This window comes from Thioalkalivibrio sp. XN8 (genome assembly GCF_011058255.1).
In the GTDB taxonomy this organism is placed as follows: Bacteria; Pseudomonadota; Gammaproteobacteria; order Steroidobacterales; family XN24; genus XN24.
Genome location: NZ_JAALFH010000067.1, coordinates 181,175 through 196,936, shown reverse-complemented (window position 1 = coordinate 196,936; position 15,762 = coordinate 181,175). Strand labels below are relative to the sequence as shown.

At 66.1% G+C, this 15,762-nt stretch carries 7 protein-coding genes; 3 read left to right on the top strand and 4 right to left on the bottom strand.

Annotation, left to right across the window (positions count from 1 at the left end):
• Positions 1–54: 54 nt before the first annotated feature.
• A complete protein-coding gene (locus tag G6N75_RS13100) occupies positions 55–2,478 on the bottom strand; it encodes a phosphoketolase family protein (RefSeq protein ID WP_165348813.1) in 2,424 nt (807 codons plus the stop codon).
• Between the two features lie 267 nt (positions 2,479–2,745).
• Between G6N75_RS13100 and G6N75_RS13095 the strand changes: the two genes are divergently transcribed.
• The 3 genes from G6N75_RS13095 to G6N75_RS13085 are packed head-to-tail and all read left to right on the top strand — an operon-like array spanning position 2,746 to position 8,169.
• The gene (locus tag G6N75_RS13095) at positions 2,746–6,207 is read left to right on the top strand and encodes a hypothetical protein (RefSeq protein ID WP_165348812.1); all 3,462 of its coding nucleotides are present in this window, start codon (positions 2,746–2,748) and stop codon (positions 6,205–6,207) included.
• Between the two features lie 22 nt (positions 6,208–6,229).
• On the top strand, positions 6,230–7,117 hold the full coding sequence (locus tag G6N75_RS13090; RefSeq protein WP_165348811.1) for a glycosyl hydrolase family 17 protein: 888 nt from the start codon (positions 6,230–6,232) through the stop codon (positions 7,115–7,117).
• 17 nt (positions 7,118–7,134) lie between these two features.
• Positions 7,135–8,169, top strand: coding sequence for a LacI family DNA-binding transcriptional regulator (locus tag G6N75_RS13085; RefSeq protein WP_165348810.1), 1,035 nt, complete (start codon positions 7,135–7,137; stop codon positions 8,167–8,169).
• Between the two features lie 12 nt (positions 8,170–8,181).
• Here the strand turns inward: G6N75_RS13085 and G6N75_RS13080 are convergent, their stop codons facing one another.
• Genes G6N75_RS13080 through G6N75_RS13070 form a run of 3 tightly spaced genes read right to left on the bottom strand, consistent with a single transcriptional unit; the run spans position 8,182 to position 15,695 of the window.
• Positions 8,182–8,898 (bottom strand): hypothetical protein, encoded by a 717-nt coding sequence (locus G6N75_RS13080; RefSeq protein ID WP_165348809.1) that lies wholly within the window; start codon positions 8,896–8,898, stop codon positions 8,182–8,184.
• Positions 8,899–8,931: 33 nt separating this feature from the next.
• Complete coding sequence (locus tag G6N75_RS13075) at positions 8,932–12,069, bottom strand: hypothetical protein (protein ID WP_165348808.1); 3,138 nt, start codon at positions 12,067–12,069, stop codon at positions 8,932–8,934.
• A gap of 59 nt (positions 12,070–12,128) precedes the next feature.
• Entirely contained in the window at positions 12,129–15,695 is a 3,567-nt protein-coding gene (locus G6N75_RS13070; RefSeq protein ID WP_165348807.1) for a carbohydrate binding domain-containing protein, read from the bottom strand.
• Positions 15,696–15,762: the final 67 nt, after the last annotated feature.

Here is a 15,762-nt window from a genome sequence, read left to right as displayed (position 1 = left end):
TCGATCTCATCCGAATAGTACAACACCGCCGGCATATAGCCGCCGATCACGATTTCAGACGTTGTCCCCCTCGGTCGAAGTGCCCGCCGTAGCCACCGGCTTGCTGCGCCCCCAGGCCCAGCCGCTGATCTCCGGCATGTCGTCGCCGTGCTGGCGGATGTAATGCCGGTGATCGACCAGCTTTTCCCGCAGCTTCTGCTTGAAGTAGGCGGCGCGGCTGCCGAGCTGGGGCAGGCGGTCGATCACGTCCTCGCACAGGTGGAAGCGGTCCATGTCGTTGATCACGACCATGTCGAAGGGCGTGGTCGTGGTGCCCTCCTCCTTGTAGCCGCGCACGTGCAGGTTACGGTGGTTGGTGCGCCGGTAAGTCAGCCGGTGGATCAGCCAGGGATAGCCGTGGAAGGCGAAGATGATCGGCTTGTCGGTGGTGAACAGGCTGTCGAACTCCCGGTCGGACAGCCCGTTGGGGTGCTCGTTCTGCGGCTGCAGCTTCATCAGGTTGACGACGTTGATGACCCGCACCTTGATCTCGGGGAAGTACTCGCGCAGCAACGCCACGGCTGCCAGGGTTTCCAGCGTGGGCACGTCGCCGCAGCAGGCCATCACCACGTCCGGCTCGCCGTCCTGGTCGTTGCTCGCCCAGTCCCAGATGCTGATCCCCGCCTCGCAGTGCTTGATGGCCTGGTCCATGGTGAGCCACTGCGGCGCCGGCTGCTTGCCGGCCACCACGACGTTCACGTAGTTGCGGCTGCGCAGGCACTTGTCCGTGACCGACAGCAGGCAGTTGGCGTCCGGCGGCAGGTAGACGCGGATGACCTCGGCCTTCTTGTTCACGACGTGGTCGATGAAGCCGGGATCCTGGTGGCTCAGCCCATTGTGGTCCTGGCGCCAGACGTGCGAGCTGAGGAAGTAGTTCAGCGACGCGATCGGCCGCCGCCACGGGATGTGGTTGCACACCTTCAGCCACTTGGCGTGCTGGTTGAACATCGAGTCGACGATATGGATGAAGGCCTCGTAGCAGGAAAAGAAGCCGTGCCGCCCGGTGAGCAGGTAGCCCTCCAGCCAGCCCTGGCACTGGTGCTCGCTGAGCACTTCCATGACGCGGCCGTCGGGCGAGAGATGGTCGTCCTCGGGATAGATCTCGGCCATGTAACAGCGGTCCGTGACTTCGAGCACGTCCTGCCAGCGGTTCGAGTTGTTCTCGTCCGGACTGAAGAGGCGGAAGTTCTTGTGATCCAGGTTGCGCTTCATCACGTCCCGCAGGAAGGTCCCCATCACCCGCGCCGACTCCGCGATGGTCGCGCCGGGGCTCGGCACCTCCACGGCGTAGTCGCGGAAGTCCGGCAACCGCAGGTCGCGCAGCAGCAGCCCGCCGTTGGCGTGCGGGTTCGCGCTCATGCGGCGCGGGCCTTGCGGCGCCAGCGCGGCAAGCTCCGGGACCAGGCGGCCGTCCTCGTCGAACAGCTCTTCCGGGCGGTAGCTCTTCATCCAGTCCTCGAGTATGGCGATATGTTCCGTCGTGCTCATGTCGCCCATCGGCACCTGGTGGCTGCGCCAGTAGTCTTCGCACTTCTTGCCGTCGATCTCCGCCGGGCAGGTCCAGCCCTTGGGCGTGCGAAACACGATCATGGGCCAGGTCGGCCGGCGCAGGTCGCCGTTTTCGCGTGCATTGCGCTGGATCTCCCGGATCTCCGCCAGCGCCGTGTCGAGCGCGGCCGCGAGCTGCTGCTGCACGTCGTCCGGCTCGTGCCCGGCCACGAAATACGGCTTGTAACCCATGCCCTCGAAGTACTTCTGCAGCTCTTCCTGCGGGATGCGCGCCAGGAAGCAGGGGTTGGCGATCTTGTAGCCGTTGAGGTGCAGGATCGGCAGCACGCAGCCGTCGCGCGCCGGGTTGAGGAACTTGTTGCCGTGCCAGCCGGTGGCCAGCGGGCCGGTCTCGGCCTCGCCGTCGCCGACGATGCACGCCACGACCAGCTCCGGGTTGTCGAAAGCGGCGCCGTAGGCGTGGCTCAATGCGTAGCCCAGCTCGCCGCCCTCGTGGATGCTGCCCGGCGTCTCCGGCGAGACATGGCTCGGAATCCCGCCGGGGAAACTGAACTGTTTGAACAGCTTGCGCATCCCCTCCTCGTCCTGGCTGATCTCCGGGTAGACCTCGCTGTAGGTCCCTTCGAGGTAGGCGTGCGCCACCAGCGACGGGCCGCCGTGGCCGGGCCCGATGATGTAGATCATGTCCAGGTCGTCCCGGCGGATGACCCGGTTGAGGTGCACACACAACATGTTCAGGCCGGGCGAGGTGCCCCAGTGCCCGAGCAGGCGCGGCTTGATGTGCTCCCGCTCGAGTGGCGTGCGCAGCAGCGGGTTGTCGAGCAGGTAGATCTGCCCCACGGAGAGATAATTCGCCGCGCGCCAGTAGGCGTCCATGTGGCGCAACGCTTCGTCCGACAATGGGCCACGGCCCGCAATCACCTTCGACATGGGTTTCTCCTCGGCTTACCGCTATGGCACCGGGGCGCGGCGGAGGGGCCAGGGCGCCCACCCGCATGCACCCGGCCACCGTCGACTTTGGCTGACGCCTTGCGCCTTGGGGACATGATGCTTCTCGACGGGATCCTGACCGCTGGCTGACAGCGCTGTCAGTATTGACTAGAATCGGCTTCGGGGGCAACCGGGCGGGGGACGGCGCCTGCAGGCGCGCCGAACTATTCGTTTGGCACCCCGGGGGCGCCAATCTGGGGGTGATTCGTGGACGCAAGAGCCGGCTCGAAGAGGGTCGCTGACAACGCAGCCGTACAGGGCGAATTCTTCGACCTCGCCGGCGAGCGCTGCTACGTCATCCGCAACGTCGACCGGATGCCGCCCTTTTTCATCAGCGTGGTGTCCGACGACGACCACTGGCTGTTCCTTTCCTCCACCGGCGGGCTGACGGCGGGCCGGGTCTCGCCGCAGCACGCGCTGTTTCCGTATATCACGGTCGACAAGCTCCACGAGAGCGCCGGCCATACCGGGAGCCGGACGCTGGTCCGGGTTCGCGCGCCCGACGGGCCCGTACTCTGGGAGCCCTTCAACCCGGAGCATGCCGGCGACCCGGCACTGACCCGGAACATCTACAAGAACACGCTCGGCAACAAGGTGTGCTTCGAGGAGGTCCACCACGAGCTCGGGCTCGCCTTTCGCTACTGGTGGATGAGCAGCCGCGAGTACGGCTTCGTCCGGCGCTGCGAACTGGAGAACCAGGGCGATGACCGGCGCCAGCTCGAGCTGCTCGACGGCCTGCAGAACCTGCTGCCGGCCAACACCCCCCTGTACACCCAGACGAACGTCAGCAACCTCGTCGACGCATACAAGTGGAACGAGCTCGATCCGGCCACCGGCCTGGCGCTGCTGACGCTCTATTCGACCATCACCGACCGGGCCGAGCCCAGCGAGTCACTCAAGGCGACCACCGTCTTCTGCCTGGGACTCGAGGCGCCCACCGTGCTCCTTTCCTCGCGCCAGGTCGATGGGTTCCGTCTCGGTCTCCCGCTGGTCACGGAAGAGCGGCAGCGCGGCGAGCGCGGCGCCTACTTCGTCGGTGCCGCCGTGGACCTTGCGCCCGGCGGCATTCACGACTGGGAGCTGGTCGCCAACACGGCGCAGGGTCAGAAGGAGGTCGTCGCCCTGCGGCGCGAACTCCGGGAACCGGCGGAACTGCGCCGGGCGCTGGCACGATCGATCGCGACAGGCTCCGACCGGCTGGCGCGCATCATGGCGGCGGCCGACGGCTTCCAGGCCACCGCCGAAGAGCACGTCACCGTCCATCATTACGCCAACGTGCTGTTCAACGTGCTCCGCGGCGGGATCTTTTTCGACCAGTACTCGATCCGTTCGGGCCACTTCGCGCGGACCGTCCGGCATTTCAACCAGCCCGTTTACGAGCGCAACAAGGACCTGCTGGATAGCCTGCCGCCGCGGATCTCGCTGGAGGAGCTCAACAACGCCGTCGCCGGCCGCGGTGATGCGCAGCTGTCGCGGCTCGCCGCCGAGTACCTGCCGATCACTTTCAGCCGCCGGCACGGGGACCCCAGCCGGCCCTGGAACCAGTTCGCCATCCGGCTGCACGACCAGTACGGCAAGGACCTGCTGGCCTACGAGGGCAACTGGCGCGATATCTTCCAGAATTGGGAGGCCCTGGCTTTCAGCTTCCCCGCTTTTGTCGGCGGCATGATCACCAAGTTCGTCAACGGCTCCACCATGGACGGGTACAACCCGTATCGGATCACCCAGGAGGGGATCGACTGGGAAGTCGAGGATCCGGATGATCCGTGGAGCTACATCGGCTACTGGGGCGACCACCAGGTCATCTACCTCCTCAAGCTGCTCGAACTGTCCCGCCGCTTCTATCCGGACCAGCTACGAGGCCTGCTGCACGAGCGGCTGTTCTGCTACGCCAACGTGCCCTATCGCATCGAGCCGTTCAGCGCCTTGCTGCAGGACCCGCAGCAGACCATCAGCTATGACGAGGAACTCGGGCAGGAGATCGAGCGCCGGATCGCCAGCCTGGGCGCCGACGGCAAGCTGGTGCTGGACGATACGGGCGAGGTTCAGCTGGTGACGCTGGCCGAGAAGCTGCTGGTGCCGCTCCTGGCCAAGCTCGGCAACCTGGTGGTGGACGGCGGCATCTGGCTCAACACGCAGCGGCCCGAGTGGAACGACGCCAACAATGCGCTCGTCGGTCACGGCCTCTCGATGGTGACCCTGTGCTACATGCGCCGTTACGCGGCCTTCCTCGGCGAACTCGTGGCGGAAGCCGGCAGCGGCTTCGCGCTGTCCAGCGAGGTCGCCCGCTGGCTCGAGGAGTCCGCAGCCGCGCTCGCGCAGCTGCGCCCCGAACTGGACCGCGAACCGCTAGCAGACACAGTGCGCTATCGCGTCCTGGCTGAACTCGGCGAGGCGGCCGGTCGTCACCGCGCAACGGTTTACCGCCAGGAGGGTCTCAGCGGCCCCGTCCAGGTGCCGGCCGGCCGGGTCACGCGCCTGCTGGACGACGCCCTGGCCGCGATCGATCACAGCATCCAGGTCAACCGGCGCGAGGACGGCCTGTTTCATTCCTACAACCTCGTGTCACTCGGTCATCACGCGGTAGGCGTCGAGCCGCTCTACCCGATGCTGGAAGGCCAGGTCGCGGCCCTCAGTGCCGGCACCATCGCGCCGCGCGAGGCGGCAAAGGTGCTGGAAACCCTCTTCGACAGCGAACTCTACCGTCCCGACCAGCACAGCTTCCTGCTGTACCCCGACCGGGAGCTCCCGAGCTTCCTGGAAAAGAACCGGATCCCCCCCGCAGACGTCGCGGAACTGCCGGTGCTGGGGCGCATGCTGGCAGAAGGCGACGAGCGCCTCGTGCTGCAGGATGCCGAGGGCTGTTACCGCTTCAGCGCGGAGTTCCGGAACGTCCGCGACCTGGACGCCGAGATCGACCGCCTGCTGCCCGAGTACGGCGGCGAACTCGAAGCGGCGCGACCGGCGCTCCGCCGGCTCTATGAGTCGGTCTTCCGCCATCGGGCCTTTACGGGCCGCTCGGGCACCATGTTCGCCTTCGAGGGGCTGGGGTCGATCTACTGGCACATGGTCGCCAAGCTGCTGCTCGCGGCCCAGGAAAACTTTTTCGCCGCCGTCGACCAGGGCGCCGACGAGGAAACCTGCCGTCGGCTGGGCCGGCTGTATTACCGGATCCGGGCCGGCATCGGCTTCAACAAGCGCCCGTCCGACTACGGCGCCTTTCCGACCGACCCGTACTCCCACACGCCAAGCCATGCGGGCGCCCAGCAGCCCGGCATGACCGGCCAGGTCAAGGAGGAGATCCTGGCCCGCTTCGGGGAGCTCGGGGTCCGGGTGAGGGGCGGCGCCGCACGTTTCCAGCCTGCGCTGCTCAAGCCGCGGGAGTTCAGCGAGGCGCCCCTGCCCTTCCGCTACCTGGACGTCGACGGCTGCTGGCAGGAGCTCGAGGTGCCGGCCGGCGCCCTGGCTTTCACCTGGTGCCAGGTCCCGGTCGTCTATCACCTGGCGGAAACCGGGCAGCCGGTCCTGGTCGTCACCCGGGACGACGGCAGCCAGGACCGGCTGGACCAGCCCTCGTTGCCGGCCGCCGACAGTGCGGACCTGTTCGCGCGCAACGGCCGGATCCGGCGGCTCGACCTGAATTTCCCCAGCACCTGGCTGTTCACCTAGGCCCGCCAAGGAGAGGCCACGCATGTCGCACGCTTACCAGAGAAGGCTGTCCCTGGCCGGTATCGACAGCACGCAGATGTCAGAGGACGAACTGCGCGCCATGGTGCGCGTACTCCTCGCCGAAGGCATCCACGGGCTCTGCTTCAGCCCTTACCTGCCGGACCAGGCGCCGGGCACCCCGGTCGAGGCCGCTGCCATTGTCCAGCGCCTGGAGGTCGTCCGGCCCCATGTGAGCTGGATCAGGACTTTTTCCTGCACCGACGGCAACGAGCTGATCCCGCCGCTGGCACGAGCACGCGGGCTGCGGACCATGGTCGGCGTATGGCTCGGCGACGACCGCGAGAAAAACGAGGAGGAGCTGGCCAACGGCATTGCGGTGGCCCGGGCCGGGCATGCCGACATTCTCGCCGTAGGCAACGAGGTGCTGCTCCGGGAAGACCTCGGGGAAGACGAGCTCGTGACCCTCCTCGAGCGGGCGCGCCAGGCGGTTCCCGGCGTGCCCGTGGGCTATGTCGACGCCTACTTCAAGTTCGTCGATTACCCCCGCGTGACGGCCGCCTGCGACGTCCTGCTGGCCAACTGCTATCCCTTCTGGGAAGGCTGCCCGGCCGAGTACGCGCTGCCCTACATGAAAGACATGTACCGGCGGGCCGTCGGCGCCGCCCATGGCAAGCCGGTGATCGTCAGCGAGACCGGCTGGCCCACGCGGGGCGCCGACTGCGGCGGCGCCCGGCCCTCGTATCGGAACGCCATCAAATACTTCATCGATACCTGCCAGTGGGCACAGGAGGACGGAGTGGAGGTATTCTACTTCTCGGCCTTCGACGAGCCCTGGAAGGTTGCCACCGAGGGCGATGTCGGTGCTTACTGGGGCCTCTGGGACCAGGCCGGCGACCCGAAGTACTGGTGAGCGCGAGCACAGCCACGATGCCCAAACCGACCATTGACGACGTGGCCCGGCTGGCGGGCGTCTCACCGAAGACGGTTTCCCGCGTCGTCAATCGCGAGCCGAACGTGCGCGCCGCCACCCGGGAGCGGGTCCAGCAGGCGATCGCCGAGCTCAGTTACCATCCCAACCAGTTCGCGCGCAACCTGGCCAGCCACCGGTCGCGGCTGATCGCGCTGATCTACGACGACCCCAGCGCCTACGAGGTGCCGAGCTCCGGCTACATCCTGAGGCTGCAGCAAGGCACGCTGAAGGCATGTCGCGATGCGAGTTACGAGCTGCTGATCCACCCTTGCCGGTACAACAGCCGGCAGGTGGTGGACGAGCTGCGCACGCTGATCGCACAGGTCCGGCCGGCCGGCATCATCCTCGCGGCCCCGCTGTCGAACATGCCGAAGATCGTGGCGTCGATCGAAGCCAGCGGCACGCCGCTGGTCCGCTTGTCCCCCGGCAGCGAGATTCCCGGGCACCGGGTGGTGGCGACCAACGACCGCGAGATATCGGCCGAAATGACCCGTTATCTCGCCTCGCTCGGACACCATCGGATTGCCTTCATCAAGGGACACCGGCAACACAAGGCGGTCGGACTGCGCTACCTGGGTTACCTGGACGGACTTCGCGGCGCCGGGCTCGAGCGTGCCGATGAGCTGGTCGTAGCGGGCGACAACTCGGTCGGCAGCGGGGAACGTTGCGCGGAACAGCTGTTGCAGCTGCCGCACCCGCCGACTGCCATTTTCGCCGCTAATGACGACATGGCCGCCGGCGTGCTGCGGGTCGCCGCCAGGAACGAGGTGAAGGTGCCGGAAGAGCTCTCGGTAGCGGGCTGCGACGACATCTCGCTGGCGCGCCAGATTCACCCGATGCTGACGACCATCCGGCAGCCGTTGGTGACCATGGCCGAGCGCGCCGCATGGTCCATCATCGACGGCGCGGTCGACGACGGCCCCGGCGGCGGGATGGAAATCGTGGCCGGCACGATCCAGTACCGCGAGTCCACCGGACCCGCGCCCGACTGAGCGCCTGGCTGGTCAGCCGCGGTTGATGGTCACCAGTCCGTCGTCGTAATTGGGCGGGTTGGCCGGCCGGTAGGTGTAGCCCCACTCGCCGAACAGGGACAGCACGTTAACCGGATCGCCGGGCACCAGCCGCTCGTAGCCGGTCGCCTCGGTCCGGTAGAGGTCGTCGGCCACCCGTTCGTTCAGGGTGCCCGGGAAAGACACCCCGCCGCAGCACTCGAAGAAGGTCACCGACCCGAAAAAGTTGTCGAGCACGGAGCGGTAGGCCTTCAGCGCCTGGTCCCGGATCAGCGGGTCGCTGTTGGCGTCGTAGAGCTCATGCAGCGCCCGCGCCGTCAGCCACTGGTTCTCTCCGGACGGCCGGCGCGCCAGCGCCGTGGCCCAGAGGTAGAACCGGGCCTTGGCGCCGGTCGGCCCAGCCGGAATGTCGTCCGCCAGGTCGAACTTGGTCTCGCCTTCCGGGTTGTTGACGTCGAACTCGGGCACCGGAACCGTCGCAAACGGATTCTCGGGATCTGCCAGTACGCAGGTTTCCGGCCCGATGCCGACCTCGGCGCAGGCGAGGTTCAGCAGCGTGTCGCTCGGCAGGAGGATCTGGTTGATGTTCGTGCCGTCGTTGGCCGAGCGGCCGTCGCATCCGGTCGCGCCGAGCATCGCGCAGCCGAGCAGGAGCGCAACCAGGCTTGCCGGCCGGGCCGGGCCCGCGCCATGCGTATTTTTCTCACTCATGATCGTTATCCCTTGGTCAGCCATGCTCTGTCTTCAGAACCGGAAGATCAGGTAGAAGTGCAGCTGGGCGAGGTAGTCGTTGTCCCCGTCCAGGAACTCGTTGTCCGGAGAGTTCTCGTCCAGCGAGCGGTACAGTCCCCGCAACCCGATCTGGGTCGAGCGCAGCTGGTCCCGCTGGTGGTCGAGCAGGATCGAGTAATCGATCATGAGCTGCTCCGGGTAAGTGATATTGAACTGGCGGTGGAAGTCGTACGGTCCCCAGGCGTCCTTCTTGAAGTAGGCCTCAAGGACATGGCGCTGGTTGAAGACCATCTTGCCGTCCAGCTCGTAGAACCTCCGCGTGCCGCCCGTGGGATCGCCCGTCGACTGGTCGAAGCCCGCCATCGCGTTGACGATATAGCGCGCGTTGACGTTCGGATTGAACACCATCCGGCTCGACAGCATCCAGACGTCCTCGGCCGGCAGCCCGGCGCCAAAGGGCGCGTTGGTGCCGCCTTCGTCGAAGAAGAACTGGTAGGTGTCGGTGAACGTCGGGTAGCGCGTGTAGTTCGCGCCGATGTTGTACGCGAAGCCCGCGTCTTCACGCATGTCGTTGTCCCAGGCGTAGAACGGTGTCGCACCTGTGGGATCGTAGGTCAGGATGATCTCCGCCGCCCTCGCCTCGCGATTGTCCAGCACGGCGAACGGGTCGTCGTCGCGGTTGCGCGGGGTCAGCCCGGGGAACAGCACCCCGCCGGGGCCGATCTCGGCCGGAATCGACGGGTTGGCGTCGACCAGGTTGGTCCGGTAGAGGAACCGCGGGAAGAGCGTGTAGTCGCCGAAGGTCATCATCAGCCCGGCCTCGTACTCCTCCTTGTTGCCGAAGGCCGAATACGGCAGCCGGGTGCCGAACTCCCGCAGGGTATCGCCGCCGTCGGCCACCAGGCCGCCGATGTTCGTGGCGACGTAGGCCATGCCTCCGAACAGCGCCGTGTCCACGTCAAAGCTGAGGCGCCCCTTGAAGCCAAGGGTGTCCCTCAACTCGACCTCGTCGAGAATGACGTTGCCGCCCTCGATCCGGTCGAACTGGTCGTCGACTTTCTCGGTCGCCGAAATGATCCCGCCGAGTTCGAGCTTCACGCCGTCCGCGACGTCGGTCGCGGCGTAGATCGTGGTCTGGCGGCTCTGGCGCTCGGTGGCCTGCGTCGCGGTGGCCGAGTCGTCGAGCCGCGCCACGTCTTCCGAGTGGATGAAGGTGTACTCGACGCCGCCCAGGTCGAAGTCGTACTTCAGCACCCACTTGGGGTTGGCGCCCCAGTAGACCTCGGGCCCGAACAGGAACGTCAGGCCGTCAAGAGCGCCCTTGCCCCTCATTTCCACGCCGCTGGGCGCCTTCGCATTCCAGATATCCATGCCCTGGATATCGGTGGTCTCGCGTATCAGGCCGAAGAAGTCGCCCTCGTATTTCCAGTGGTAGCGCGGCGTATGGTAGAAAGCCTCGATATCGACGCGGTCACCTTCGTAGGTCGCGTTGAAATCGTAGATCTCGACCCGTTCGCGATCGGTCAGGGTTTCCGCCCGCGCCAGGCGCACGTTACCGTCGGGCGCGATGACCACTTCGAAGGGCAGGCCGCGGCGCCCGTACTGGATCTCCAGGGGCTCGGTGTCGGCCACGTTGCCGAGGATGTTGACCGAGAATTGCCCGTCGATGCGCTCCGTCGGGGCGAAGCCGAAGTCGAGGAACACCATCTGCCCGTCGGAGAACTCGACCCCGTTCTCGCCGGATTCCGTGATGGCCTGCTCCTCGCCTTTCATCACCATCTCGAGCCGCAACTCGCCGCCGGTGAAGTGCAGCGTCTTGCGGCTCTCATCCGTGGATTCCCTCAGCGCGCGGACCTCGCCCTTGAGCTCGAGGAAATCCATGTTGATGCCGGCGAAATGCTGGTTGATCGCCTCTTTCTTGTAGGCGTAAGGATCGATCTCCCAGATCGCGGCCAGGACATCGTAGGCCATGCGCGGCCGCGCCGCGGAGACGCCGTCGGCATTCGGCAGTCCCAGCGCGGCGATGCCGAACCACTCTTCGTTCATGTTGTTCTGGCCTGCCACCCAGTCGAACTGGTAGGCCTGGTTCGACCATGAAGCGTTCGTGTCATGGATGTCGAGCCGCTCCTCCTGCAGGTACTTCCACCACTCGTCGCGCCACTCGAAGACGAAGCCGCCGATCGCGTTGCCCTCTTCGTCGTTGCCGTAGGCCTTGTGGTACATCTCCTGCCACTGGTCCTTGAGGTAACTGGCCTGCGCCAGCTGGTCCTCGCGGTCTTCCCGGGCGTTGTAGGCATCGCTGCCGAACTCGAAATACAGCACGGGGAGGTCGAGCTTTTCGTCCACCTGCGCCCACAGATCGGTGAAGCTCCGGCCGCGGTAGACATTGCTGCCGAGCACGTCGAGTTCGGGCACCAGTTCCGCGATCAGGTCGATGTACTGGATGTCGCCGTTGACGATGCTGAAGGGGTGGTTCGGCGCAATCTTCTTGCCGGCAACGATCACTTCGTTGAACAGGGAATAGAGATAGCGGGCCTTGGCGGTGTTCTGCTCACCCTCCGGCAGGTTCTCGATCTCGAAGCTGGACCACGACAGGCCGTAGTTGCTCTCGTTGCCCAGGGCGAACATGAGCACCCCGGGGACGTCCTTGTAGGCTTGGACGATCGCCAGGGTCTCGGCCTTCAGCGTCGCGCGGGTCAGCTCGTCGGAGTAGTCGGTGAAGGGTACCCACTTGCCCCCGATGGTGGCGCCATAGCGGCCCATGAGCGGGTTGATGACCGTCATGATGCCGTGTTCCTGGTAAATGTAGGTGACCCACTTCGGCGGGATCATCGCGAAGCTGCGGATCGCATTGACGCCGGCTTCACGCAACAGCCCGAAGTCGTAGTCGAGGACATTCCGGATGTGTTCGTCCGACTCGCCCCACAGGTTAAAGGTGTAGTTCTCGCCCCGCGGCGTGTAGCTCCAGACGACACCCTTCACATAGAAGGGCTCGCCGTTCACCCGCAGCTGCCAGCCATTGTCGTCCTTGTAGGTGGTGACGACTGCACTGGCCTGGGCCGGACCGGCCAGGGCGAACGTCGCCGCCAGCACGAGGACAATCGCGCCGACCACCCGGCCGAGGCTCTTGGGAAGATTTGCATGCGCCATAGCGACCACTCTTTGCTGTTCGTGCAATTCTTTTGGTTCTGCGTAAGCTTTCATCGCCGTCATCCGCCGTCTGCGATGGTCATGCTCACGTCATCGACGGTGATCTCGGCCGAGCACCCCGCCACAGGACCGCAGACTGCGGCGAACTGCAGGGTGATGCCGCGCGCCGCATCCCCGGCGACCGTCGGCGAGAACGTGTAGCTGGTCCAGTCCGCGGTGGGCGGGATCGGCCCGCCGCCGAGGAACTGCGCATCCACCGAGCCGGAGTTCTCCGAGAAGAACTCGACGAAGATGACGCCGCCGGGCCCGACCGAGCCTTTCATGGCGAAGGTGACATTGATCGTGTCCCCCTGCGCCACTACGCCCGCGCCCTTTTCTTCCTGCTTCAGCACCGGGTTCTGGCTCTCACCGGCGACCAGCGCCGCCGCAAAGGAACCGTTGAAGGCGTCCGACACGACACTGACGGAACCGCCGTTCTCGAACACGGTCCAGCCGGTCTCGAGACCGCCGTCCTCCAGCCCGCCGTTGTCAGCGAGCTCACCGCCGGCGCCGCCGCCGCCACCGCCACCGCTGCCGCCGTCGTCCAGGACCAGGCTGACGTCGTCGATGTCGATCGTGCTGGCGACACCGCCCATGTCGAACAGGACGCGGCTCTCCGCCGTGCCGATGTCCGCGCTGGCGTTCAGGGTGTAGCTGAAGGTCTGCCATTCCGTCGTCAGCGCGACGGTCTCGGTGGCTGCCGTGAAAGGACTCACGTTGAGGCCGATACCCGCGAGCATGGTGCGATCGACGTCAGACCTGGCCCTGAACGTCAGGACATAGTCGGCACCCTGGGTCAGGGCGACGACCTGGCTGAGGTTGGTCTGGAAAGGCGGCTCGCCGTCATTGGCCGTCGCCGTATAGTAATTGTTGGTAGCGATTCCGCCGGCATTGAGCCACGGCGCCTTGTCGGCGTCGCTTGCCTCGAAATCGCCGTTGACCAGCAAGTTGACGCCGGGCGCGCTCGCCAGCGCCAGGCTGACGTCGTCGATGTCGACCGTGCTGGCCACGCCGCCCATGTCGAACAACACGCGGCTCTCGGCCGTGCCGATATCCGCGCTGGCGCTAAGCGTGTAGCTGAAGGTCTGCCATTCCGTCGTCAGCGAGACGCTCTCCGTCGCTGCCGTGAACGGACTCACGTTGAGGCCGATGCCGGCAAGCATGGTGCGCGCGACGTTCGCCCTGGCCCGGAAGGTCAGGATGTAGTCGGCGCCCTGCGTCAGGGCGACGACCTGGCTGAGGTTGGTCTGGAACACCGGCTCGCCGTCATTCGCAGTCGCCGTGTAGTAATTGTTCGTGACCACCACGCCGGCGTTGATCCATGGGGCCTTGTCGGCGTCATCCGCCTCGAAATCACCGTTGACCAGCAACTCGCCGCCCGTGTCGGCCGTGCCGCTGAAGCCGATGTCGGTCAGCAGGAAGGTGAACTGGGCCGGCGCGGTGTTGTTGCTCTCGAACAGCAGCGCGGTCGCCGTGTCGACACCGGTGAACAGCGACAAGGGTATCGACACCTGGTACCAGTCGCTGCCCAGCGGAGCCGAGTAATCGGAGGTCGCCAGGTCGATGTCGACGTACTGGCCGTCATCGAGGAAGCGGACCCGGACCAGGTCGTCCGGGATGCCCTTGATCTTGAAATCGAGGGTGCCGAAACCCGCCGCGAAGCCCGGGGCAAAGCCGACGATCGCGAACTGGGCGACGTTGGCGCCATAGCCGGTGCCGCTCGTGATCGAGATGGCAGGAATGAAGTCCGGGTCGTCGGCGAAGCTGGTATTGAACACCGAGCCCGACCCGAACGGGTCGAAGCCGGTGTAGTCCACGCCGAACACGAAGTCCACGGGCACATTGGGATCCGTGGCGAACAGCACGTTCTCGGGGATGATCGAGTTCGGGCTGTTGGCCGGGCCGCGCGAACCGCTGAAGCCGAAATCGGTCAGCAGGAAAGTGAACGCGCTGGGCGCGGTATTGTCCGTCTCGAACAGCAGCGCCGTCGCCGTATCCACCCCGGTGAAACTGGTCAGCGGGATCGACACCTGGTACCAGTCGTTGCCTAGCGGCGTCGAGAACGCCGAACCCGTGAGGACGATGTCCAGGTATTCGCCGTCATCCAGGAACCGCACGCGGATGAGGTCGTTGTTCAGCCCCTTGGCCTTGAAATCCAGCGTTTCGTAACTCGAGGCGAACCCGGCCTGGAAGCCAACGATCGCGAACTGGCCGACCTGGGCGCCGTAGCCGTCCCCGGTGGTCACGCCGAACGCCGGGCTGAAGTCCGGGTCCGTGGTGACGTTGTTGTCGAACACGGAACCCGACCCGAAAGGCTCGAAGCCCGTGTAATCCACCCCGAACACCAGGTCCGGCGGCGCGGAGGACGAGAAAATCACCACATCGGGCACGATGCCCGGATCCGCGCCACCGCCGCCGTCGCAACTGGCCACCTGCTCGATCTCGTCGAAGTAGAAGGTCCAGTCAGTGGGATTGTTCTCCGCATCGCCGGCGATGCCGAGGTCGAAGATAAAGGTGATCGAGTCGCTCGAGAATCCCGCGACCTCGCCAGAGAAATCAAAGCAGAACTCTTCCCAGCTGCCGCTGCCGCTATGGGTGGCCGTGGCTTCCTTGCCGAGCGCCGGATCGCCCGAGACCGCGTCTTCCAGCTTGAACAGCAACGGTACTTCGCGGGCCGCCCAGACTTTCATCCTGAAGGCCTCGCCCGCGCCGAAGTCGATGGGATCGCTCAGCACCAGCGTGCTGCCGCCGAAGACCTCGCCGGCGAATTTCTGCATGCGCGCCGTCTGCGCCGTGGTGTTCAGGCCGGACTGGTCGGGGTTCTCGATCACGGTGGCGACGCCGCCGCCGAAACCGGCGTCCGCGCCGAAGTTGTAGCTCGCCGGCTCCAGTTCGAAATCGACCGGCAGGTTCACCGGGTCGGTTCCGCCGCCGCCGCAGTCGTCTGCCTGCGCGATGTCGTCGATGTAGAAGGTCCAGTCGCCCGGGTTGTCGGCCGCATCACCCTCGACGCCGAGGTCGAAGATCAGCGTGATCCTGTCGCTCGAGAAGCCGTCCACGTCGCCGGAGAAATCGACGCAGAACTCCTCCCAGCTGCCGCTGCCGCTGTGGTTGACCGTTCGCTCCTTGCCGAGGTTCGGGTCGCCGGAGACCGCGTCTTCCAGCTTGAACAGCAGCGGCACGGAGCGCGACGCCCAGACCTTCATGGTGAAGGCCTCGCCCTCGGCGAAGTCGAGCGTCTCGTTGAGCTGGATCGCGCTGCCGGCAAAGACTTCGCCGGCGAACTTCTGCAGCTGGGCCACCCTTTCGCTGGTGTTGATGCCGCTCGCGTCCGGGTTGTCGATGATCGCGGCCAGGCCGCCCGCGCCAGTCGCGGTGCCGCCGAAGTTGATGAACTCCACCGGCCCGCAGAGATCCTCGAAGTTGATCGCATCGCAGAAGCCCGGCGGGATCACCGGTGGCGGCGGCGCCGGCGTCCCAGGGATCCGGGTGGGACCGTCGCCCTCGCCGAGACAGCCGGCCAGGAAGAGCGGCACCGCGAGCAGGGTCAGGAGGCGGCCGAGGCGCAGGGAGCTCGTTGCATGCATGGTCTTGATCTCTCAGAAATTCGATGAGGACTGCCGATCAGGCCGGGGCGCGCCCCGAACCGAGCCG

Bases quoted from the DNA above. Each gene is read 5' to 3' on its own strand.
- G6N75_RS13100 (WP_165348813.1), bottom strand. From the start codon at position 2,478: ATGTCGAAGGTGATTGCGGGCCGTGGCCCATTGTCGGACGAAGCGTTG.
- G6N75_RS13090 (WP_165348811.1), top strand. From the start codon at position 6,230: ATGTCGCACGCTTACCAGAGAAGGCTGTCCCTGGCCGGTATCGACAGC.
- G6N75_RS13085 (WP_165348810.1), top strand. From the start codon at position 7,135: ATGCCCAAACCGACCATTGACGACGTGGCCCGGCTGGCGGGCGTCTCA.
- G6N75_RS13080 (WP_165348809.1), bottom strand. From the start codon at position 8,898: ATGAGTGAGAAAAATACGCATGGCGCGGGCCCGGCCCGGCCGGCAAGC.
- G6N75_RS13075 (WP_165348808.1), bottom strand. From the start codon at position 12,069: ATGGCGCATGCAAATCTTCCCAAGAGCCTCGGCCGGGTGGTCGGCGCG.
- G6N75_RS13070 (WP_165348807.1), bottom strand. From the start codon at position 15,695: ATGCATGCAACGAGCTCCCTGCGCCTCGGCCGCCTCCTGACCCTGCTC.